22 protein-coding genes are annotated in these 18359 nt (G+C 67.0%); 12 read left to right on the top strand and 10 right to left on the bottom strand.

Annotated features, from left to right (window positions below; genetic code table 11):
- Nucleotides 1–156: 156 nt before the first annotated feature.
- Together LFT45_RS02985 and LFT45_RS02980 are read right to left on the bottom strand one after the other, a co-directional pair.
- Nucleotides 157–1167, bottom strand: a complete 1011-nt coding sequence (locus LFT45_RS02985; protein WP_236806490.1) for a Gfo/Idh/MocA family protein — start codon at nt 1165–1167, stop codon at nt 157–159.
- Complete coding sequence (locus tag LFT45_RS02980) at nt 1164–2012, bottom strand: sugar phosphate isomerase/epimerase family protein (protein WP_236806489.1); 849 nt, start codon at nt 2010–2012, stop codon at nt 1164–1166. The genes LFT45_RS02985 and LFT45_RS02980 overlap by 4 nt, the downstream gene beginning before the upstream one ends.
- A gap of 295 nt (nt 2013–2307) precedes the next feature.
- On the opposite strand from LFT45_RS02980, the gene LFT45_RS02975 reads away from it, so the two are divergent.
- A complete protein-coding gene (locus LFT45_RS02975) occupies nt 2308–3333 on the top strand; it encodes a LacI family DNA-binding transcriptional regulator (protein WP_236806488.1) in 1026 nt (341 codons plus the stop codon).
- A gap of 78 nt (nt 3334–3411) precedes the next feature.
- A complete protein-coding gene (gene nadE / locus LFT45_RS02970; RefSeq protein ID WP_236806481.1) occupies nt 3412–4266 on the top strand; it encodes an ammonia-dependent NAD(+) synthetase in 855 nt (284 codons plus the stop codon).
- A 20-nt stretch (nt 4267–4286) separates the two neighbouring features.
- On the opposite strand, the gene LFT45_RS02965 is transcribed toward nadE, so the two are convergent.
- Nucleotides 4287–5201, bottom strand: a complete 915-nt coding sequence (locus tag LFT45_RS02965; RefSeq protein WP_236806473.1) for an NADP-dependent oxidoreductase — start codon at nt 5199–5201, stop codon at nt 4287–4289.
- 178 nt (nt 5202–5379) lie between these two features.
- Nucleotides 5380–6174: an IclR family transcriptional regulator gene (locus tag LFT45_RS02960; RefSeq protein WP_236806471.1), complete on the bottom strand. Its 795-nt coding sequence runs from the start codon at nt 6172–6174 to the stop codon at nt 5380–5382.
- A 175-nt stretch (nt 6175–6349) separates the two neighbouring features.
- On the opposite strand from LFT45_RS02960, the gene LFT45_RS02955 reads away from it, so the two are divergent.
- Nucleotides 6350–7081, top strand: a complete 732-nt coding sequence (locus LFT45_RS02955) for a CoA transferase subunit A (RefSeq protein WP_236806469.1) — start codon at nt 6350–6352, stop codon at nt 7079–7081.
- Nucleotides 7082–7094: 13 nt separating this feature from the next.
- Nucleotides 7095–7769, top strand: coding sequence for a CoA transferase subunit B (locus LFT45_RS02950; protein ID WP_272912738.1), 675 nt, complete (start codon nt 7095–7097; stop codon nt 7767–7769).
- Between the two features lie 81 nt (nt 7770–7850).
- Here the strand turns inward: LFT45_RS02950 and LFT45_RS02945 are convergent, their stop codons facing one another.
- Together LFT45_RS02945 and LFT45_RS02940 are read right to left on the bottom strand one after the other, a co-directional pair.
- Nucleotides 7851–8600, bottom strand: a complete 750-nt coding sequence (locus LFT45_RS02945; protein ID WP_236806467.1) for an ankyrin repeat domain-containing protein — start codon at nt 8598–8600, stop codon at nt 7851–7853.
- Nucleotides 8601–8610: 10 nt separating this feature from the next.
- Nucleotides 8611–9189 (bottom strand): GlcG/HbpS family heme-binding protein, encoded by a 579-nt coding sequence (locus tag LFT45_RS02940; protein ID WP_236806466.1) that lies wholly within the window; start codon nt 9187–9189, stop codon nt 8611–8613.
- Between the two features lie 222 nt (nt 9190–9411).
- Here LFT45_RS02940 and LFT45_RS02935 point away from each other — a divergent pair, with 222 nt between their 5' ends.
- From LFT45_RS02935 to LFT45_RS02915, 5 genes are all read left to right on the top strand, one after another.
- Nucleotides 9412–10608: a sensor histidine kinase gene (locus LFT45_RS02935; protein WP_236806465.1), complete on the top strand. Its 1197-nt coding sequence runs from the start codon at nt 9412–9414 to the stop codon at nt 10606–10608.
- Complete coding sequence (locus LFT45_RS02930) at nt 10605–11231, top strand: response regulator (RefSeq protein ID WP_236806463.1); 627 nt, start codon at nt 10605–10607, stop codon at nt 11229–11231. The genes LFT45_RS02935 and LFT45_RS02930 overlap by 4 nt, the downstream gene beginning before the upstream one ends.
- Before the next feature lie 80 nt (nt 11232–11311).
- Nucleotides 11312–11632: a putative quinol monooxygenase gene (locus tag LFT45_RS02925; RefSeq protein ID WP_236806462.1), complete on the top strand. Its 321-nt coding sequence runs from the start codon at nt 11312–11314 to the stop codon at nt 11630–11632.
- A 184-nt stretch (nt 11633–11816) separates the two neighbouring features.
- Complete coding sequence (locus LFT45_RS02920; protein ID WP_003799085.1) at nt 11817–12020, top strand: cold-shock protein; 204 nt, start codon at nt 11817–11819, stop codon at nt 12018–12020.
- Nucleotides 12021–12100: 80 nt separating this feature from the next.
- Nucleotides 12101–12688, top strand: coding sequence for a DinB family protein (locus LFT45_RS02915; protein ID WP_236806460.1), 588 nt, complete (start codon nt 12101–12103; stop codon nt 12686–12688).
- 6 nt (nt 12689–12694) lie between these two features.
- Here LFT45_RS02915 and LFT45_RS02910 read toward each other — a convergent pair whose 3' ends face one another.
- Nucleotides 12695–13858 (bottom strand): acyl-CoA dehydrogenase family protein, encoded by a 1164-nt coding sequence (locus LFT45_RS02910; RefSeq protein WP_236806458.1) that lies wholly within the window; start codon nt 13856–13858, stop codon nt 12695–12697.
- Nucleotides 13859–14036: 178 nt separating this feature from the next.
- Between LFT45_RS02910 and LFT45_RS02905 the strand changes: the two genes are divergently transcribed.
- Both LFT45_RS02905 and LFT45_RS02900 read left to right on the top strand, forming a co-directional pair.
- Nucleotides 14037–15785, top strand: a complete 1749-nt coding sequence (locus tag LFT45_RS02905) for an AMP-binding protein (RefSeq protein WP_236806456.1) — start codon at nt 14037–14039, stop codon at nt 15783–15785.
- Nucleotides 15786–15788: 3 nt separating this feature from the next.
- A complete protein-coding gene (locus LFT45_RS02900; RefSeq protein ID WP_236806454.1) occupies nt 15789–16295 on the top strand; it encodes a MarR family winged helix-turn-helix transcriptional regulator in 507 nt (168 codons plus the stop codon).
- Nucleotides 16296–16299: 4 nt separating this feature from the next.
- Here LFT45_RS02900 and LFT45_RS02895 read toward each other — a convergent pair whose 3' ends face one another.
- A complete protein-coding gene (locus LFT45_RS02895; protein WP_236806453.1) occupies nt 16300–16989 on the bottom strand; it encodes a PAS and ANTAR domain-containing protein in 690 nt (229 codons plus the stop codon).
- A 17-nt stretch (nt 16990–17006) separates the two neighbouring features.
- Nucleotides 17007–17195: a YegP family protein gene (locus LFT45_RS02890; RefSeq protein ID WP_236806451.1), complete on the bottom strand. Its 189-nt coding sequence runs from the start codon at nt 17193–17195 to the stop codon at nt 17007–17009.
- Between the two features lie 333 nt (nt 17196–17528).
- Between LFT45_RS02890 and LFT45_RS02885 the strand changes: the two genes are divergently transcribed.
- Complete coding sequence (locus tag LFT45_RS02885) at nt 17529–17942, top strand: ArsR/SmtB family transcription factor (RefSeq protein WP_236806449.1); 414 nt, start codon at nt 17529–17531, stop codon at nt 17940–17942.
- On the opposite strand, the gene LFT45_RS02880 is transcribed toward LFT45_RS02885, so the two are convergent.
- Entirely contained in the window at nt 17939–18202 is a 264-nt protein-coding gene (locus LFT45_RS02880) for a hypothetical protein (protein ID WP_236806443.1), read from the bottom strand. The genes LFT45_RS02885 and LFT45_RS02880 overlap by 4 nt on opposite strands.
- Between the last annotated feature and the right edge of the window lie 157 nt (nt 18203–18359).

Below are 18359 nucleotides of genomic sequence, written 5' to 3'. Positions count from 1 at the left end.
TGGGCCACACGCTGGCCGTCTGGAATTCAGAGTACGCACTGTTGCACCGCTTGGCAACCGATTGTCAAAAAAGTGTTGCCATGTTTCTTGAAGAAGGCTCAGCACAGCCCAGTAGAACGGCAGAGTAGTAGTGCAGCCGGTTGCCAATGCGGAGCATTAGGAGACCCTTGCAGCGGACTCCGAATAGCTCTGGCGGTACACGTCCTTAACAATGCGCAGGGACTTTTCGGCCTCCGCGGGACTGATCCAGAAGGGATCAGCGTCGCCGAGCCGGGCGTAGAAATCGCCGATCAGCAGCTCGTGCGAGACGCCCCAATAGGACCGGCCGCCGGACTCACTGCGGCGCTCCGGAACGACCTCCACGCGCCCGTCCGCGTAAGTGATGGTGAGATCGCCGCGCAGGGTCAGCACAGCCTCCTCCGTGACCACATCCAGGGTGACCGGGGCGTTGGTGGCATGGGCCAGCGTGGCATAGAACGCGCTCCGCGCACCGTTGGCGTGTTCCGCCACGAACTCCGCAGTGTCCTCCACCTCGATGGTTCCGCCCAGGAAGCGGGTGGACGCGTTGCCGCTGACGGCCGTCACGTCACCCACCAGCCACTGGAGCAGGTCCACGGTGTGGATGGCCTGGTTCATCATCAGGCCTCCCCCGCCGCCTGCCCAGCTACCCCGCCATGGCCGGTCGCGGTAATACTCCGCGGTGCGCTGCCACATCACCGTGGCCGAAGCCCCCAGCACGCGCCCCAGGCCGCCTGCGGACAGCAGCGAATGCATGGCCTGCGACGTCGCGTTGTACCGGTTCTGGAAACACACCGCGATCTTCGCCCTGCCGGCAGCGGCGACTTCGACCAGCCGCCGTCCCTCCGCGAGCGTATGGGCCAGCGGCTTCTCGACGATGACGTGCACGCCGCGCTCGAGGCAGTCCGCCGCAACCGAGGCGTGCCGGTCATGCGGGGTGCAGATGTGCACCACGTCCGGGCGGACAGCTTCGATGAGGCTCTGGTGGTCCGCAAAGCCCGGGACGCCGTAGGCGGCCATCGCGGAAGCCAGCCGCTGCGGGTCCGGATCGCAGACGCCCACCAGGGTGGCGCCGTCGAGTTTTGCTATCGCCTCGAAGTGCACAGAGGAGACATCGCCACAGCCGATGACGGCCGCCGTCGTACTCACGACAGTTCTATTCCGTTTTTCGCGGCGAGCGCGGCGAAGGCGCGGGCAGCGGTTCCGAAAGCCACCGGGCCGGAGAATCCGCCCAGCTCGTGGGCGCTGGCCAGGTGCGGTTCCAGCGAGGCAAAGCCGGTGAATCCGTCCGCCTTAAGGGCGGCGATGGTGGCATCGAGTTCGCCGTCGCCCTCGCCGGCAGGCACCACTTCGCCGGTGGTCGAGAGCGCGTCCTTGACCTGGAAGTACTCCAGGTAGGGGCGCAGCATGGCGTAGCCGTCGGTGTAGGGCTTGACGCCCACCTGGACGAAGTTGGCGTTGTCCCAGGCGATGCGCAGGGCCGGCGAATCCACTGACTGCATGATGTCCAGCACGCGTTCCGGTGTATCCCCGTAGATCCCCTTTTCGTTCTCATGCAGAAGTACGACGCCGGACTGCTCGGCGAGCGCCGCAAGGGCACCCATGCGGGCCAGGACATCCTCCCGGATGCCCTCAAGGCTTTGCCCCTCCGCCCGGTAGAAGGAAAAGATCCGGATATACCGGGCGTCCAGGCCCCGGGCCACGGAGATGATCTGCTTCAGCCGCTCCAGCTCGTGTTCCACCGGGAGGCTGACATCCACCTTGCCGATGGGGCTGGCGACCGCCGAGACCTTGAGGCCCTTGCTGTCCAGGATTTCCTTGAGCCGGGCAACCTGCGCGGGGGCCAGTTCGGAGACGTTGGTGCCCCAGGCGCTGCGGACCTCGATGTGGCTGGCCCCCAGGGCAAGCAATACGGCGGCCTGCACCGCCGGGTCCGGGTCGATCTCGTCGCCGAATCCCGATAGCGGCCAGACGGTGGTTGGGGTTTTGCTCACGCGGGGTCTCCTGGTTTTGGCGGCCGCCGCGCGGCAGTCCGTTCCTGGGGCAGTCCGTTCCCGGTCCGCCCCCGGCCTGAGCGCGGTGACGCAGTTCACAACAGTGTCGGAGCCAGTCTAGGGCCAGTGGCACGCCCACGACAACCGATTGCCAAACTTTGACAACCTGTGGCATTCTTGTTCAACGGACCTGTGCCGCCAGTCACAGACCCGCCATTTCGACCCGTGCCGCAAGGGCCCGGGCGGACGGAGAGAGCCGCAAAGCAAGTGGCTCGTAGGTTCAGAGAGGAGCGCCGTGGCTGCGACGCAACCAGCTGCAGTGGACCGGCCGGCCACCATCCACGATATTGCCGCGCTCTGCGGCGTGGCGGCCTCCACCGTTTCCCGCGCGCTGTCCACCCCGGACCGCGTCAATATCCGCACCCGCCAGCGGATCGAAGCGGCGGCCGCCCAGCTCCGATATGTTCCCAACAGCCAGGCCAAAGCGTTGAGCTCCGGCCGGACCGGCGCCGTCGGGGTCCTGGTGCCGGACATCACCAACCCCTTCTACTTCGACCTCATCAGGGGCACCCAGCTGCAGCTCAAGGCGGCCGGATACACGCAGCTGCTGGTGGACACGGAGGAATCCGATGAGGTGGAGGCCAGCGCCGTCGAGCAGCTGCGCAAGAGCGCGGACGGAGTGGTGGTGGCAGCATCCCGGCTCACCGACGAAGCGCTGCTGGCCGCCGCCGCGAAGATGCCGATGGTCACCATCAACCGCGACGTTGCCGGCGTTCCCGCCGTCATCATCGACACGCCGTCGGCCACCACCCAGGCGCTGGACCACCTCATCTCGCTCGGCCACAGCAGCGTCGCCTATATCGCCGGCCCGGCAACCTCCCAGTCCAGCACCCGGCGGTGGGACACGCTGTCCGGGGCGGCCGAGGAGCGCGGCGTGGAGGTCCGCAGGCTGGGACCCTTCGCCCCGAAGACGCAGTCCGGAGCCGCCGCCGCCGACGCCGCGGTGCACAGCGGAGTGACGGCGTGCATCGTCTTCAACGACCTCATTGCTATCGGGATGCTCCAGCGGCTGCGCGAACGCGGCATCAGGGTGCCCGAGGACATGAGCATCGTGGGCTGTGACGACATCTTCGGCGCCGACTTCTGCAACCCGCCGCTGTCCACCATGGCCTCCCCCATCGAGCAGGCGGGCCGCGTCGCTGTCTCCATGCTGCTGGCCCAGCTGAACCCGCTCGCCGGCGGCGTCGCACGGAGCCGCTCTGTCATGCCCACGCACCTGACGGTCCGGGGCTCCACGGGCCCGGCACCGGCCGGTCGGTAGCCGGAGGGGGCCGTCCTCTGGCGCGAACTCGGCGGAAACAGTTGAGCGGTACTGACGCCGCTGACTAGGCTGTGTCACATGCGCACACTCCAAGCCAAGATCATCGAAGAAATGGGCGTCCAGCCCCAGATCGATCCCGCAGAGGAGGTGCGCAAACGCGTCACTTTCCTGAAGGAGTACCTCAAGGCCACCGGCACCAAGGGCTTCGTCCTGGGCATCTCCGGCGGCCTTGACTCGTCGCTCGCCGGGCGGCTCGCACAGCTCGCGGTCGACGAGCTGCAGTCAGAAGGCGTGGACGCGGAATTTGTGGCGGTCCGCCTCCCCTACGGCGTGCAGCACGACGAGGATGACGCGCAGGCCGCCCTGGACTTCATCAAGGCCTCGAAGGAATGGACGTTCAACATTTCCGCCGCCGTGGACGGCTTCGAGGACGAGTTCGAAAAGACCGTCGGCAACGGGATCTCCGACTTCCACAAGGGCAACACCAAGGCCCGCACGCGCATGATCGCCCAGTACGCCCTGGCCGGAGAGCACAACTACCTCGTCATCGGCACCGACCACGGCGCTGAATCCGTCACCGGATTCTTTACCAAGTACGGCGACGGCGGGGCCGACATCCTGCCGCTGTTCGGCCTGAACAAGCGGCAGAACCGGACCCTGCTGGAACACCTCGGCGCCCCGGAGCGGGTGTGGAAGAAGGTGCCCACGGCCGACCTCCTGGACGACAGGCCTGGCCGCACCGACGAGGACGAACTGGGCCTGAGCTACGACCAGATCGACGACTACCTCGAGGGCCGCGACGTCGGCGACAGCGCAGCGGAGCTGATCGAGGAGAAGTACCTGCGGACCCGGCACAAGCGCACAGTTCCCGTCAGCATCTTCGACACCTGGTGGAAGCACGCGGGTCCGGAAGAGGCCAGGGCAGGTCTCTAGCCGCGGGCCTCCTGACGCGCCTAGGGCAGCAGCAGGATCTTCCCGCGGCCGTGGCCGCCGCGGCTGATTTCCAGCGCATCGGCGGCCTCGATCAGTGGCATCCGGTGCGCGATCGTGAAGGTAATCTGGCCCTCCGCGGCGAGCGTCCCCGCTTCCGCCACCCGGCCTTCCAGCTGTTGTACGGCCACCAGGCCGGCCGCCGATGACTGCTCGCCCGGAACTGTGGTCACCGCCCGGCCGGCGCCCTGGAGCAGCTCGGCCGTTGCTGCCAGCGAATCCTCGCTCCCCACGGTGTCCAGGACAGCGGTGACTGTTCCGGCGTCGTCGGCCAGGGAACGCACCCGTTCGGCCAGGCCGCGGCCGTACGTCACGGGTTCGGCGCCCAGTTCGCTGAGGTACTCCTGGTTGGCCTCTGACGCCGTGCCGATCACGCGTGCCCCGAAGGCCTGCGCGATCTGGACCGCGGCCGAGCCAACCCCGCCAGCGGCTCCGTGGACAAGCACCGTGTCCCCGGCTCCCACCGCGAGCTGCTTCAGGGCCGAATACGCCGTGCCGCCTGCCACCGGAATGCACGCTGCCTGTTCGAAGTCCACGCCCGCCGGCAGGGGGGTCAGCTGGTCGGCCGGCACCACGGCCGCTGTCCGGTAGCCGCCCACGAGTCCGTTCCAAATGACCTCGTCACCCACCGCAAACCCCTCAAAAGCGGTCCCGACGGCGGTCACGACGCCGGCCGCTTCGCAGCCGGGCACCGCCGGAAAGCCCAAAGGCGTCCACTTTTTCAGGTAGCCGGCCACGAGTTTCCAGTCTACGGGGTTGACGCTGACCGCCCGGAATTCCACCCGGACCAGGCCGTCGCCCGGCTCGGGCAGCTGCTCCGTCCCCACCTTCAGGACCTGCGGACCGCCGTATTCCTCAAAGTAGACCCGTGTGCTCATGGCCCTGGCTCCTTCGGTGCTGTCCGGCTTTTCTGCGGACAGCGCTGTCCGCAGAAGGTGGGCTCGTCTGCGGACGGCGCTGCAGGGGATCCCTCTGCAAGGGTAGGCACGGGCAGCAGGCACCACAACAGTTCCAGCAGTCCCGTCCGGCGATGCTGCGCAGCGCCAGGTGCGGCAGCTAGTTCTGCCGCCTACGCTGCCCACCCGCGCCGAGCCGAACGGTGAGCCGGTGGGCCTCCTCCAGCAGGAGCCGTCCCAGCTGTTCGCGCCGGTCTTCACGGAACCGGGGTTCGATGCCGGTCAGGGACAGCGCCCAGGACGGACGCCCAGCCTGGTCGAAGACCGCTGCGCCCATCCCCCAGCTGCCTTCGAGCACCAAGCCGGGGTTCACCGAGTAGCCCCGGCGGCGGGTCTGCTGCAGGCCCTTCCGGACCAAGTCTTCCGGGTGCCCGTCGGCGTATTTGCTGGCGTGAGCAGCCCAGTCGGACAGGATCTGCTCCTGTTCCGTCTCGGGCAGGAACGCCATGATCGCCGTTCCTGCGGATGCCACACCCAGCGGAAACCGGACGCCCTCGTGAAGCACGAAGGAGCGGACAGGGAAGCTGCCTTCTTCCCTCAGCAGGCACACGGTTTCAGAGCCCCGGCGAATCGAGAAGAAAGCGCTCTCGCCGGTCTCCTCCGCAAGCCGGCGCAGACTGGGCCTCGCGAGGTCCTCCAGCGGGAAACGCGCGGCAGCAACCGAGCCCATCAGCAGGGCCTCGGGGCCGAGCACCCAGTTCCCGCTCAGGTGATCGTGGTCGAGGAGGCCCTCGGCCGCGAGTGACGTGAGCAGGCGGTGCACGGTAGGACGCGTCAGCCCCGAGTCACGCACAAGCTCCGCGAGCGGGCTCCCTTCCGGCTTGCGTCCCACGATTCGCAGGAGCCCCGCGATGCGGCTGACGACCTGCGCGCCTTGCACCGGTGTCTGATTCACGACTTCTCCCTGATGATCCATATTGTGGACACTCCCCAGCCTAGCGTCCACAGCGTAAAAGCGCGAGTAACCCCGGGCCGTAGAGCCTTGACACTGTTGTTTAGACCCGTCTACGCTCCAGAGTCAGAACCAGCGTCCATAAAGTGGACTGTAACCAGCTCATCGAGGAGATGCGATGTCGAAACTGAAATCCGGAGCCGCCCAGGCCCTGCACAATGTCCTGCAGGACGGGATCACCCTTGCCGTGGGTGGCTTCGGCCTGAGCGGCATCCCCTCCGACCTGATCGAGGCCGTGCGCGATTCGGGCGTGAAGGACCTTACCGTGGTGTCGAACAACATGGGGGTCGACGGCAAAGGCCTGGGCATCCTGATCGAGGCCGGCCAGGTCCGTAAGGTCATTGCGTCCTACGTCGGCGAGAACAAGCTGTTCGCCGAGCAGTACCTCGCCGGCGTCCTCGAAGTGGAGTTCACCCCGCAGGGCACCCTGGCCGAGCGGTTGCGCGCCGGCGGTGCCGGCATCCCTGCCTTCTACACCAAAACCGGGGTGGGCACCCTGGTGGCCGAGGGCAAACCGCACGAGGTGTTCGACGGCGAAACGTACGTCCGGGAGCGCGCCATCAGGGCCGACGTCGCACTGGTCCATGCCCACACCGCCGACACGGACGGCAACCTGATCTACCGCCACACCGCCCGGAACTTCAACCCGGTGGTCGCCACCGCCGGCGCCGTGACCGTCGCCGAGGCGGAGGTCATCGTCGAACCCGGCGCGCTGGATCCGAGCCACGTCGTCACGCCCGGCGTCTATGTCCAGCACCTGGTCCGGGCCGGCAACAGGGTCAAGGACATCGAACAGCGCACCGTCCGCCCCCGCGCGGACCGGATCAGCCCCGAACTCGTCAACAACTAACAAGGAGACTCCCGTGGCCTGGACCCGGAATGGGATGGCCGCGATCGCGGCAGAAGAACTGAACGACGGCGACTACGTCAACCTCGGCATCGGCATCCCCACGCTGGTAGCCAACAACCTGCCCGACGGCGTCCGCGTGGTCCTGCAAAGTGAAAACGGGCTGCTCGGCATGGGCCCGTTCCCCTATGAGGGCGAGGAGGACGCCGACCTCATCAACGCCGGCAAACAGACCGTGACCGTCCTGCCCGGCGGCAGCATCTTCGACTCCGCCACCTCCTTCGGCATGATCCGCGGCGGCCACGTCAAAGTCGCCATCCTCGGCGCCATGCAGGTCTCCGGTGACGGCGACCTCGCCAACTGGACCATCCCCGGCAAAATGGTCAAAGGCATGGGCGGCGCGATGGACCTCGTCGCCGGCACGCCGCGCGTCGTGGTCCTCACCGAGCACAACGCCAAAGACGGCAGCCCCAAGATCGTCACCGACTGCACCCTCCCCCTGACCGGTGTGAGTGTCGTGGACCGCATCATCAGCGACCTCGCCGTCTTCGACCTCCCCAAAAAGGACGACGGCGGCCGCCGGCTCACCCTCACCCGCCTCGCCCCCGGCGTCACCGTGGACGAAATCCGGGAGAAGACCGGCGCCGAGTTTACTGTTGCCCTGGACCTCGCCGAACCGGCCCAGCTTTGACGGGCAACCTCGCCGCGGAGGCGTGAACAGTGGCGGCCGGCGGTCCAAAAGCGGGCCAGCCCGGCCGCCCCACTTTGACGCTCAGCTCCGCGACCGGATAAGCCGGGCGATCTCGACGAACCCCAGCCGCTCAGCGTTCTCCAAGGCCGTCCTGCCCTGCGGGTCGCGGATGTTGGGGTCTGCCCCGGCGTCCAGCAGCTGCCGCACCACGTCCTGCTGCCTCGTACCCCCGTTGTTCAGGAGAATGGCTTCCTGCATCGCGGTCCAGCCAAGATTGTTGACGTGATTGACGGCGACACCGGCGGCGATGAGAATCCGTACTGTCTCCACATGCCCATGCTCGCTGGCCGGAATCAGGGCGGTGCCGCCGAAACGGTTGGTGCTCCTGACGTCCGCACCGTGGGCCAGGGTCAGCCGCAGAATCTCATTGAAGCCCTCGGCGCCCGCGTACAGGAAGGCCGAATCCTGGATCGAGTCCTTGGCGTTCACGTTCCCGCCTTCCCGGATCAGCTGCGCCACGAGCGCCGCGTCGTTGGCTTTCGCGGCCAGGACCAGCCGCTGGTCCAGCTTCTGCTGCTCAGCCGGGGACAGGGCAGGAGGTGCAGCGGCGGGAGGGGACGACGGCGGCCGCGCAGTGCCGCTCGCACCGGAACCGCCCGACGTCGTCCGGCTTCCCTGGGCTGACGCGACCGGGCCTGAGCTGGCTGGGGCCGGGTCCCCGGCCGACGGGGCGCCGGAGCAACCTGCCAGCAGGGACGCCACGAGCACCGCCAGGCCGGCGAGCGAAAAAGCGCTGGCTGGCCGGCCGCCGTCGTTCCTGTCTTTAACCACAGGCCGCAACCTACTTGGCGGCAATCACGGCGGCGCCAGCCTCGGCGCAGGCTTCGTCCAGCTTGCCGTCGGGGGCGCCACCGACGCCAATGCCCGCCACGGAGACGCCGTTCACCTTCAGCGGGACACCGCCGCGGAGGAACAGTGTGCCGGGAAGGTCCGCGATGCTCGGCCCGTTGCCGGAGATGCGCTTGGCAAGTTCGCTGGTGGGGCTGCCGAGTGCTGCGGCCGTGTACGCCTTGCGCTTGGCCGACTCGATGGTGTGCTCGGCGGCATTGTCGCCACGCAGGAGGGCCTGGACGGTGCCGAACCGGTCCACGAGGGCCACCGTGACGAACGGCAGCTTGTCGGCCTGGCACTTGGCGAGCGCAGCGCCCGCTGCCTTCGCCGAGGCGCCAACGGTGATCCGGTTCTGGGCGACGACGTTGTCCGCACCCGGCTGGACATCCGCGGCGGGCACAGCCGCCGCGGGCTGGACCGAAGCCGCTGCGGGGGAAGGCCCGGACCCCGAATTGGTGAGGGCGGCACCGGCGGTGATGACGAGCGCTCCGGCCGCGGCGGCGGCAAAAATCTTCTGGGACTTCTTCACGGTGGTTCTCCTTCAATAAGCGGGGCGCAGCCCATGTTGGCGGGCGCAGCAAAACGGCTGCATCTCCATGGTGAACCTGTGCCACCACGGGCGCATCAGGCCATCAGTTGGGACCGGCTCGTACTTCCGGATGGCGGTATCAGCCAAAAGGCTGAGAGACCAGCAACGATGCGCGCAATAGCATGGTTCCTAGCACGCCTCCCACCGGAACCGGACCCGCCCATGCCCTTCACCGCCCCCACTGCACCGGAACTACTTCCCGCACGGACCGGCCATGTTCCGGGCAGCCGGCTTGGACGGATCGACGCCGCGGTCCACCTCGGCTTCGCCGTGCTCATCGTGGCTTCGGTGGTGCGCTACGTGATGCGGCACAGCGCCCAGGACAACCTGCTTGTCCTCGCGCTGGCGGCCGCCGCCTGCGCCCTGTACGCCGTCATCGCCGTGCTCGCCCAGCGCCGGCGCCCCTGGGCGGTGTGGATGTTCGTCCTGGTCGCCGTCTGGGCCGTCCTGGTGATCTCCGCACCCAGCTTCGCCTGGTGCTCGTTTGCGCTGTTCTTCCTGTGCCGCATCGCCTTCACAGGGGCGGTCGCCTACGCGGCGGCGGGGGCGACGGCGGCGGCCACCGCGGCGGGACTGTTCCGGCTCAGCGACGGCACCGATCTGGCCATGCTCCTGGGACCGCTCGCCGTCGGCGTCCTGCTGACGCTGATCTACGACCGCATTGAGCACGACGCCGCCGAGCAGCGGCGCCTGCACCGTGAAGTGTCTCTCGCCCAGGGTCAGCTAGTGGCCAGCGAGCGCCGGGCAGGCACCATCGCGGAGCGTGAGCGCGTCTCCCGGGAGATCCACGACACCGTGACCCAGGGCCTCGCCAGCAGCCTGCTCCTGCTCGAAGCCGCTAACCGTGCCTGGCCGGAGCCGGCGTCCCGGCAGGATCTTCGGCAGGCCAGCGAATTGCTGCGCCGGAACCTCTCCGACACCCGCAGCCTGGTCCACGAACTCGCCTCCCCCGGCCTCGACTCCTCGCCGCTGCCGGACGCCCTGCTCCAGGCCGCCTCGCAGTACGTACCGGACGCCACGCTGCTGGTCACCGGCGAACCCCGGCAGGTGGCAGGCGAGGTCCGCCATGCCCTCCTCAGGGTGGTGCAGAGCGCCACCTCGAACATCAAGCTGCACGCGTCCGCGGATACCACCACCATCACCCTCGGCTTCCTGCCGGATGCGGTCACGCTGGACATCTACGACGACGGCGCGGGCTTCGATCCGGCGGCGGTAGCACCGCCGTCGGACGCCGGTGGATACGGACTGCGCGCCATGCGGCAGCGGGTGGAGCAGCTGGGCGGCGCCTTCTCGGTGGAAAGCGCCCCGGGCGAGGGAACTGTTGTGGCGGCGCAGCTGCCGGCAAAGGGGGAAGAATGAGCGCCATCACCGTGCTCCTGGTCGACGACCACCTCGTGGTCCGCAGCGGATTGAAGGCCCTGCTGGGGACGCAGCCGGACATCGAGGTGGTGGCGGAAGCCTCCTCGGGCGAGGAAGCCCTGACGGCTGTGGAAGGGCACGCCCCCGACGTCGTGATGATGGACCTGGCCATGGGCCCGGGCATGGACGGGATCGAGGCGATCCGGAAGGTCCGCGAACGCAACCGCAGGCAGGCCGTGCTCGTCTTCACCACCTATGATTCCGACGCCGACATTGTCCGGGCAGTTGATGCCGGGGCCATGGGCTACCTTTTGAAGGACGCCGCGCCCGAGGAAATCTTCGCCGCGGTCCGGGGCGCCGTCCAGGGCAAAAGCGTCATGAGCCCGCCGGTGGCCTCCCGCCTCTTCCAGCAGCTGCGCAACCCTGACGAGGTGCTGACACCGCGGGAAGCCGAACTGCTGAGCCTTCTCACCGAAGGACTCAGCAACAGGGAGCTGGGGCAGCGGCTGTTCATTTCCGAGGCCACCGTCAAGACCCATCTCGCCCACATCTACGCCAAGCTGGGGGTGGAAACGAGGGCCGCGGCCATCGCCACCGCCATCCGCCGCGAGGGGATGCGCTAGCAGCCGCATAACGGTTGCGCGGGCCCGGCGCCGGGTCTACCGTGAGCGGCATCAGTCACCACCGCCGTCAAGGAGCCGTCATGGCCGGGTTTGTGCAGATCATTGAATTCCAGACCTCACGCATTGAGGAGGTCGAAGCGCTGGGCCGCCCGTCGAGAACCGAGGGAACCACCACACCGACGTTTCGCCGCATCACCGCCACGGCGGACCGCGACCGTCCCGGGACATACTTCACCATCGTGGAGTTCGACTCCTACGAGTCGGCGATGGAGAATTCCAACCGGCCTGAGACGTCAGACTTCGCCGCCCAGATGGCGGCTCTGTGTGACGGACCCCCGGTTTTCCGCAATCTCGACGTGCAGTGGGAGGACACCGGCCAGGAGCCGGGCAGCACGCCCTAGAGCAGGAAACAGCCCCTCCGAATGGCGTTTGTGGACAGAATCTCCCGTTACAGGTGGGACTCCTGATGACGGCAACTATTGCACGCCCGGCGGATGGCCCATAGGTTGGAGACAGCGGAGAACAATTTCCGCGTCTGCCTGCTGTCGGAGCAGGACCAGAAAAAGGGTTACAAAGGAAGTAGCAATGGCAACAGGCACAGTTAAATGGTTCAACGCCGAAAAGGGCTTCGGCTTCATCGCTCCGGATGATGGATCAGCAGATGTATTCGCACACTATTCAGCAATTGCCAGCAGCGGCTACCGCTCCCTGGATGAAAACCAGAAGGTCGAGTTCGAGGTGACCCAGGGCCCCAAGGGTCCGCAGGCAGAGAACATTCGCCCGCTGTAACGGCTTTCCAATGACTCCCCTGTCCGTGCCTCGCACGCACAGGGGAGTTTTTTGGTTTTCAGCCCGGTAGAGTGCCGCCCATGGACGAAAAAGCCACCCTCCACCATTACCTCCGGACACGTCGCGCCCAGCTCCTCGCCAAGCTCGGCGGCCTGGGCGAGTATGACGTCCGCCGGCCGATGACGCCCACCGGCACCAATCTCCTGGGCCTGGTCAAACACGTGGCCAGCGTGGAACTGGATTATTTCGGCGAGGTCTTCGGCCGGCCCAGTGGCCGGGTGCTGCCCTGGTTCGCCGACGGTGCCGAACCGGATGCGGACATGTGGGCCACCCCGGAGCAGACGCGTGCCGAGATCGTCGAGCTGCACCACTTTTCGGCGGCGCACACCGATGCCACCATCGAGGCGCTGCCACTGGACGCCCCCGGCGTGGTGCCCTGGTGGCGGGAAGAACGCAGGAACGTGACCCTGCACCAGATGCTGGTGCACATGTGTGCCGAGACGGCGCAGCACCTCGGACACGCCGACATCATCCGCGAACTCATCGACGGCTCCGCCGGGCAGGGCCCCGGCGACCCTAACCTTCCACAGCGGGGCGCCGCCGAGCAGTCCGCCTACGTGGAGCAACTGGAGGCCGCAGCGCGGAAAGCCGCCGCGCTGTCCGGGTAGATCGGCCTAGACGAAGGCCGATTTTCCTGTCACGGCCCGGGCCACAATCAGGGAATTGATCTCGTAGCTGCCCTCGTAGGTGTAGAGGATCTCGGCGTCACCAAAGAGTTTCCCCATCTCGAAGTCGCTGCTGATGCCGTTGCCGCCCAGCAGCGACCGGCCCAGGGCCACGGAGGCGCGGGCCAGCCGGGTGGTGGTGGCCTTGGCCATTGCCGCCTGGGCCATTTCCAGCCTGCCTTCCTCCTGGACCCGGGCCAACTGTGCCATCAGTGCCAGTGAGGCCGAGGCGTTGCCCAGGATCTCGGCGAGCTGCTGCTGGATGAGCTGGAAGCGTGCCAGCTCCTTACCAAACTGGCGGCGCTGCAGCGAATAGGAACGCGCGACGTCAAAGGCTGCGAGCTGAATCCCCGCTGCCTGCCAGCCCACCCAGGCGCGGGAATCCCTCAGCAGCTCGTTTGCCTTGGTGAAATCCGTGGCCCCCGGGAGCAGGTTGGCCTCCGGAATCCGGACGCCGTCCAGCCGGATGTCGGCGTTCTGCATGATCCGCAGCCCGATTTTGTTGCTGATTTTGGTCGCCGTGTAACCGGGGCAGTCCGTCTCGACAATGAAGCCCTTGATCTGCTGGTCGGCGGCGTCCCGGGCCCACACCAGCGCAAAGTCAGCGATGGTTCCGGCGCCTATCCACCGCTTGGCCCCGTCGATGACCCACTCGCCGTCCTCCAGCCGGGCCGTGGTGGACAGCCCGCCGGCGATGTCCGAACCGTGCTCCGGCTCGGTCAGCGCGAAGGCCCCCAACTGTGTGAAGGCAGTCAGTCCCGGCAGCCACCGCTGCTTCTGCTCCTCCGACCCCAGGGCGTCGATCATGCCGACGATCAGTTCGTTGTGGATGCCCACCAGTGCCGACAGGGAGACGTCGGCGCGGGCCACCTCAACGTACATGAGGCCTTTGAAGAGCGTGGATGTTCCGTCCGTCTGCAGCCCGCCAAGTCCATGCTTGCCCAGCTCCGCGAGCAGCCCGAAGGGGAACTCTTCCCGGTTCCAGTATTCGATGGACTGGGCCCGGACCCTGGACTGCAGGAAGTCCCGGATTTCGAGATAGCGGGTCCGCTCGCTTGGCGGAAGCAGGTCGGCAACATACATAAGATCCGCATCGGCGAACGGCGGCGCCATCGTCCCCGTTTCCCCCGCCGCGGCTTTCCCCGTTGTAACCTCTGCGGGCTGTCCGTTGTCACGTCCTTGTGGCTGCACGGGCATAGGTCCCTTCGCTCTTCCAAACCGTTGGATGTCCTAGTATATTGCACAGTGATGTGGATCACTAGGACGTGAATCCCCAGGCGAAAGGTGCCCCATGACAGTCACCGACGACTTCCGTGCCGCACGCGACCAGCTGCTCGCTTTGCGCCAGGACTACCGTCAGGCGAGGGCCAGCTTCGAATGGCCGAAGCCCAAGGAGTTCAACTTCGCCCTCGACTGGTTTGACCCCATCGCCGCCGATCCTGCCAGCGCTGCCAACCCGGCGCTGGTGATCGTGGAACAGGACGGCTCGGCCACCCGGCGCAGCTTCGCCGAACTGTCGGCCCGCTCCAACCAGGTGGCCAACTGGCTCCGCAGCCAGGGCGTGAAGCGCGGCGACCGCATGATCATCATGCTGGGCAACCAGGTGGAACTGTGGGAACTCGTGCTGGCCGGCATCAAGCTTGGCATCGTGCTGATCCCCACCACCACCCTCATGGGTCCAGCTGACCTGAAGGACCGGGTGGAGCGCGGGGAAGCGGGGTGGGCCGCCGTCGGCAGTTCAAACCTCGGCAAGTTTGCCGAGGTGCCCGGCCGCTACCGGCTGATCGAAATCCCCGACGCCGGCACGAGCGGCGCCGCGGAGTCGCTACAGTACGCGGATTCGGCAGAGTCCCCCGCTGATTTCACCCCCGACGCCCCCACCCTGGCGGACGAAACCCTCCTCCTCTACTTCACCTCGGGCACCACCTCCAAGGCCAAGCTCGTGGAGCACACGCACACGTCCTACCCGGTGGGCCACCTGTCCACGATGTACTGGATCGGTCTGGAGCCGGGCGACGTGCACCTCAACGTGGCCTCTCCGGGCTGGGCAAAACACGCCTGGTCCAACCTGTTCGCCCCGTGGATTGCCGAGGCCTGCGTGTTCGTCTACAACTACGAACGCTTCGATGCCAGGGCCCTGATGGAGCAGATGGACCGGGAGAAGGTCACCAGCTTCTGCGCTCCGCCCACCGTCTGGCGGATGCTCATCCAGGCCGACCTGAGCCTTCTCAGGAATCCGCCCACCAAGGTTGTTTCCGCCGGCGAGCCGCTCAACGCGGAGGTCATCGGCCAGGTCCAGCGCGCCTGGGGCCAGACCATCCGCGACGGCTTCGGCCAGACCGAGACCACGGTGCAGGTGGCCAACACCCCCGCCCAGCCCGTCAAGATCGGCGCCATGGGCCAGCCACTGCCGGGGTACGACGTGGTCCTCGTCGATCCGGTGACGGGAGAGGAAGCGGACGACGGCGAGCTGTGCCTGCGCCTGGATCCCCGCCCGGCCGGGCTGATGAAGTCGTACTACGGTGACCCGGAGAAGACGGCCGAGGCCTTCCGCGGCGGCTACTACCACACGGGCGACATGGCGAGCCGGGACGAGCACGGCGTCATCACATACGTGGGCCGGGATGACGACGTCTTCAAGTCCTCCGACTACCGGCTCTCCCCGTTCGAGCTGGAGAGCGTACTGATTGAGCACCCGGCCGTGGCGGAGGCCGCCGTCGTCCCCTCCCCCGACCCGCTGAAGCTGTCCGTCCCCAAGGCATTTGTGGTGCTCGCTGCCGGCCACGAACCGGGCCCCGAACTCGCCGAGGAAATCCTGCGCTACTGCCGCGACCACCTGGCGCCGTTCAAGCGCATCCGCAGGCTTGAGTTCGCCGAACTGCCGAAAACCATTTCGGGAAAAATCCGCCGGGTAGAGCTGAGGCACAGCGAGGAGCTCCGCCACGCGGACGGCGTCCAACCTGGGGTGACCGGGGTACCGCTGGGCCTGGGCACGGAATACTCCGAGACGGATTTCCCGGGCCTGAAAAGCCAGGGCTGAGCCGTGAGCCCTCCGCTGCCCCGTGACCCGATTGCCGATGCCCAGCGCAACTGGGAGAACCATGGCTGGAGTGACGTGGCTGCACCGATGGCTGCCATCACGGCAATCATGCGCACCCAGCAGATCCTGCTGGCCCGCATCGAGGGGGCCCTGAAGCCGTTCGGGCTGACCTTCGCCCGCTACGAACTGCTGGCGCTGCTCAGCTTCGCCAGGAGCGGCGCCCTGCCCATGAACAAGGCGAGCGCCCTGCTGCAGGTCCACCCCACCTCGGTGACCAACGCCGTCGACCGCCTCCAGACGGCGGGACTGGTGGTCCGCTCACCGCATCCCACGGACGGGCGCACCACGCTGATCGAGCTCACGCCCGAGGGCCGCACGCTGGCAAAAAGAGCGACGGCGGTGCTCAACGCCGAGGTATTCGGCCAGTCCGGTTTCGGCGACAAGGACGTGAACCAGCTCATCCGGATCCTGGGCGATTTCCGCCGGGGCGCCGGAGACTTTACGGACTGACACTTTACGGACTGACCGGCTTCACCGACTGTCCGGCATCACGGACTGCCCGGCCGTCCGTGCCCCGCTGGAGCTCCTGGACGAACGTGTCAAGCAATGCCGCCTGCTGCGGGGAGTTGGCCAACCGTACCAGGTCAGCAGCCGTGCTGGCCACCTTGATGTTGGTGTCCTGGCTGTACGTGGCCAGCAGGTCGAAGGCGGCCTGGGAACCAATCCGCAGGATGCCCATCAGGATGCCCTTCGCCTGTTCTATGGTGCTTCGCGTGCCAAGGGCACCTTCAACCGCTTCCCGTGCCGCCCTTTCCGTTTCCCACTGCAGGGTGCTTGTCAGGTCCACGATGAACCCCTCAACAGCAATGAGCCTGCCGTCCTCCGTGAGCGCCTCGCCGGCAGTGAGGACACGATGTTCCCGCATGCGGGCATCAAGGATGCGGTGGTAGCTGCAGAAAAATCCGCCCGCTTCGCAGGCTGCCATGAAGATGTCATGGCAGCGGTCCCTGTCGTCCGGATGCTTGTGGGCGTAGAGGAGCTCCACGGTGGGCACGATTTCGCCGCGCCGGTAACCGTGGAGCGTGTACAGCTCATCGGACCATTCAAGCCGCTCCGAAATGGCGTCGTAGTGGAACGTGCCGGCAACGCAATCTGCCGGCCCGAGAGCACTCGAGTACGCCCGGACGGTTTTTGGAAGGCTCATCGCGGTTCCCTGCCGCCCTAGCCGGCCATCCTTTGGCACGGGAGGGGCATACGCATGGAGCGGGGCGGAACGGCAGCGATGCCTTCGACCGCGGCAGCCTTGCTGGGAAAAGGGCGGGATACGGCCAACACGGTGCCGTCCGGGGCGGTGAGCTGGAACCTGAAGGAATCCCCTGCGTCAATGAAGAGTTCGAACATGCCAGCCATTTAGCCCTCCTGCATACGGGAACACGGCGTCCGGGACGCCGTCGTCGCCAGATGCAGCTGAAGTTTTTTCTCCTTACCGCTTCCGCGGATGACCCGGGCGGCAATTGAGGAATTTATGAAATTGTGAACTAGATCCGCGCTCTTGGCAAGGGGCGGTCCGCGGCCGCAACAGCGCTCGTTCCCGGTCCGCCAGCAAAAGTTCTCCCCGCTCGTCGGGGACAGACCGTTCTGTCTCTATACTGGGGTCTATACGCCTATGGGGGCACCGAGGTTGGCGGGCCGGCAACACCCGGCCAAGAAGCACGTGGCAAGAAGCAGTGGAAGGAATCCAGAATGGGCGACATGCCCGACGGCGTGATCCACACCGGGGTAAAGGCTGACCTGTTCAAGTCCATGGGCCACCCGGCACGCATCCGGGTACTGGAGATGCTGGTCAACGGCCCCGAGACCGTGAGCAACTTGCGGGACTGCACCGGGCTTGAGGCTTCCAATCTCTCACAGCACCTCGGCATTCTGCGGCGCCAGCGGCTGATCGTTCCGTCCCGGAAGGACGGCCGCCTGTTCTACGAACTGACGTCACCCGAAGTACGCGAGGTCCTCGAAGCGGCCCGTGGCCTGTTGGGCACCATCCTGGACGTTGGCGTCCTGCGGCAACCTAACGGCGGAACGGATGGCAACGGTTCCAACGCGGACCCGGGCGCCGCGCCAGCATCCGCTCTTACGCCGGCAGCACAAACCGCAGGCTAGGCGGGGTCGGCGACGGCGGCCGGCGCGGCATGCCCGAAAAGCCAGGCCGCGACGTCGCTCCTCAACACGACGTGCGGGCTGCCCGTTCCGCTGACACTTCCGGCCGGCACGTAGTAGCCGCGGCCGCCGCCCGGACCGCCGGCAGCCCTGTCCAGCGCCTCAACGATTTTGCGGCTCAGGTGCCCCTGCGGGCCCGTGGCGTGGATTTCATCAAGCTCGGCCGCGGTGAGCCGTCCCAGTACAGCAGCGATGTCGGCCACGATCGTTCCCCTTTTCGCACGTTTGCCTGAAAAACACTTTTGCCTGAAGTGCAAGGCTAGGGCATCGCGATGAACTGCGGGTTAAATCCCGGCGGCCATTTCAGGATTCCGCTGTGGAGTTGGCGGCTGTATTCGCGGCAGCGGGTGGAATGGACTC

Source organism: Arthrobacter sp. FW305-BF8, assembly GCF_021789315.1.
Taxonomy (GTDB): Bacteria; Actinomycetota; Actinomycetes; order Actinomycetales; family Micrococcaceae; genus Arthrobacter.
The sequence above is the reverse complement of the archived record's forward strand: the minus strand, read 5'-3'. Positions and strand labels throughout refer to the sequence as shown.

Excerpts from the sequence above, each read along its gene's own strand:
- nadE (WP_236806481.1), top strand. The coding sequence starts at position 3,412 with ATGCGCACACTCCAAGCCAAGATCATCGAAGAAATGGGCGTCCAGCCC.
- LFT45_RS02965 (WP_236806473.1), bottom strand. The coding sequence starts at position 5,201 with ATGAGCACACGGGTCTACTTTGAGGAATACGGCGGTCCGCAGGTCCTG.
- LFT45_RS02955 (WP_236806469.1), top strand. The coding sequence starts at position 6,350 with ATGTCGAAACTGAAATCCGGAGCCGCCCAGGCCCTGCACAATGTCCTG.
- LFT45_RS02935 (WP_236806465.1), top strand. The coding sequence starts at position 9,412 with ATGCCCTTCACCGCCCCCACTGCACCGGAACTACTTCCCGCACGGACC.
- LFT45_RS02930 (WP_236806463.1), top strand. The coding sequence starts at position 10,605 with ATGAGCGCCATCACCGTGCTCCTGGTCGACGACCACCTCGTGGTCCGC.
- LFT45_RS02925 (WP_236806462.1), top strand. The coding sequence starts at position 11,312 with ATGGCCGGGTTTGTGCAGATCATTGAATTCCAGACCTCACGCATTGAG.
- LFT45_RS02920 (WP_003799085.1), top strand. The coding sequence starts at position 11,817 with ATGGCAACAGGCACAGTTAAATGGTTCAACGCCGAAAAGGGCTTCGGC.
- LFT45_RS02915 (WP_236806460.1), top strand. The coding sequence starts at position 12,101 with ATGGACGAAAAAGCCACCCTCCACCATTACCTCCGGACACGTCGCGCC.
- LFT45_RS02910 (WP_236806458.1), bottom strand. The coding sequence starts at position 13,858 with ATGGCGCCGCCGTTCGCCGATGCGGATCTTATGTATGTTGCCGACCTG.
- LFT45_RS02905 (WP_236806456.1), top strand. The coding sequence starts at position 14,037 with ATGACAGTCACCGACGACTTCCGTGCCGCACGCGACCAGCTGCTCGCT.
- LFT45_RS02895 (WP_236806453.1), bottom strand. The coding sequence starts at position 16,989 with ATGAGCCTTCCAAAAACCGTCCGGGCGTACTCGAGTGCTCTCGGGCCG.
- LFT45_RS02890 (WP_236806451.1), bottom strand. The coding sequence starts at position 17,195 with ATGGCTGGCATGTTCGAACTCTTCATTGACGCAGGGGATTCCTTCAGG.
- LFT45_RS02885 (WP_236806449.1), top strand. The coding sequence starts at position 17,529 with ATGGGCGACATGCCCGACGGCGTGATCCACACCGGGGTAAAGGCTGAC.